The organism is Clavibacter lycopersici, from assembly GCF_003576405.1.
GTDB lineage: Bacteria > Actinomycetota > Actinomycetes > Actinomycetales > Microbacteriaceae > Clavibacter > Clavibacter lycopersici.
The window spans coordinates 1-1,820 of record NZ_QWGT01000365.1 but is presented as its reverse complement, the minus strand read 5'-3'; the positions used below and the strand labels follow the sequence as shown (position 1 = coordinate 1,820).

2 protein-coding genes are annotated in these 1,820 nt (G+C 74.5%); both read right to left on the bottom strand.

The genetic code is table 11. The features are described 5' to 3' along the window. On the bottom strand, window positions 1–822 hold an 822-nt coding region (locus DZG00_RS15145), incomplete at its 3' end, for a LacI family DNA-binding transcriptional regulator (RefSeq protein WP_147360054.1). A gap of 62 nt (window positions 823–884) precedes the next feature. Further along, window positions 885–1,661: a Pr6Pr family membrane protein gene (locus DZG00_RS15140; protein WP_233549206.1), complete on the bottom strand. Its 777-nt coding sequence runs from the start codon at window positions 1,659–1,661 to the stop codon at window positions 885–887. Between the last annotated feature and the right edge of the window lie 159 nt (window positions 1,662–1,820).

Genomic DNA, 1,820 nt, shown 5'->3' with positions numbered 1-1,820 from the left:
CGACGCGAGCGACAGGATCGAGACGTCGTCCGGCACGCGCCTGCCGGCGGCGTCGAGCCCGGAGATGAGGCCGCGCGCCGCCTGGTCGTTGAGGATCATGACCGCCGTGATCCCCGGATCCGCCGCCAGCAGCTCTCCCGCCGCGGCGCGCCCGCCCACGGGCGTCGGCGCGCACCGGGCGACCGCCGCGTCGAGCCCGCGCGCGGCCGTCTCCTGCAGGAACGCCCGCTCGGTGCGCGTCGTCGGCCCGTATCCGCGCAGCGGCCCGCGCTCGAGGTCCTCGACCAGGAGGCCGAACCGCTGGTGGCCGAGGTCCTGCAGGTGGTCGATGCCCTCGGCGACGGTGCGCTCGAAGTCCATGTCGACGAACGGCAGGTCGCGGGTCTCCGCGGTGCGCCCGATCGAGACGAACGGCACGTCGAGCGCCGCGAGCTCGCTGATGCGCGAGTCGTCCATGCGCACCTCCATAACGATGACGCCGTCGACGAGCCGCCCGCTCACGAGGTCGGACACGTCGTCGGGCGACGTGCCCGTGGGCCAGAGCACGAGGTGGTAGCCGAGCTCGGAGGCGCGCGTGGCGGCGCTCATGAAGATCTCGAGGGCGATGCGGCTGAGGCGCTGCACGTCGGCCGGGAACAGCAGCGCGATGATCCGCGTCCGCTTGCTGGCGAGCGCGCGGGCCACGACGTTGTTGCGGTAGCCGAGCTCCTGCATCGCCTCGGTGACGGCCCGCCTGGTCGGCTCGGAGACGGCCTTGGTGCCGTTGACGACGAAGGAGACCGTGGCGATCGAGACCCCCGCGCGCGCGGCGACCTCTCGCATGGTCGGGATGGCGGCTCCTCGCGGTCGGGCGGCGCGGGGCGGGGCATCGGCCGGGCGCGTGCTCAGCGTATAGCCGGGACCGCGGCGCGGTGCGGGTCCGTCGGCGCGCGGAGCCGGGAGACCGCGATGAGCGCGCCCGTGATCGCGCAGACGGCGATCGTGAGGCCGACCACGTACTCGGCGACCGTGCCGTACCCGCCGGGCGACGAGCGGGGGTCGAGGAACCCGTACGGGTAGTAGGTGGCGGATCCGTCCACCTGGTTCCCCGTGAACGGCCCGCGGAGGAGCGTGACGAGGATCCAGGCGAGGGGGAACAGGATCACGCGGCCGATGGCGCCCGCGCGGAGGGGCCGGCGGTCGGGGGCGACGATCCAGTCGACCAGCACGATCAGCGGCACGGCGACGTGCACGATCTGGTCGGCCCAGTCGAGCTGCAGGGGCGGCGGCTGGGGGAGGCCGCGGAGCAGGATGTTCCAGACGAGGCCGGTGATGACGAGGTACACGGTGGACGCGAGCCGCAGCGTGACCCAGCCGATCGCCGGATCCGCCGCCCGTCCGCGCGCGAGCCGCACGCCGCCGACGACCAGCACGACCGCGCCGAGCAGGTTCGCGTCGACGGTGAAGAACAGGGCGAAGTCGAGGGACTTCCCCGCGATGCCGGTGACGCCGAGCCCCTGCCAGTACGCGAGGTTGATGCGGTACTGGGCGATGACGCCGATGACCGCGGCGACCGCGGTGGCGATGCGGACGACGGAGAGGAGGATGCGCACGGGAGACGATCCCACGATCGGGCGTCCGTCGCCGCCGAGCGTCCACGGGCGGGTGCCGGTGCGGCTCACGTGGCGGTGGATCCGCGTCGGGCGCCGGCCACGCGACGGCACGCCTCCTCGACGCTCCGGGCGTGGGCGGCGGGCGCGACCGCGTCCGCCAGGCGACGTGCCTCGCGCGCCGGCGCCTCGAGGAGGCTGCGGTCGGCGGCCAGCCGGAGGATCGCCGTG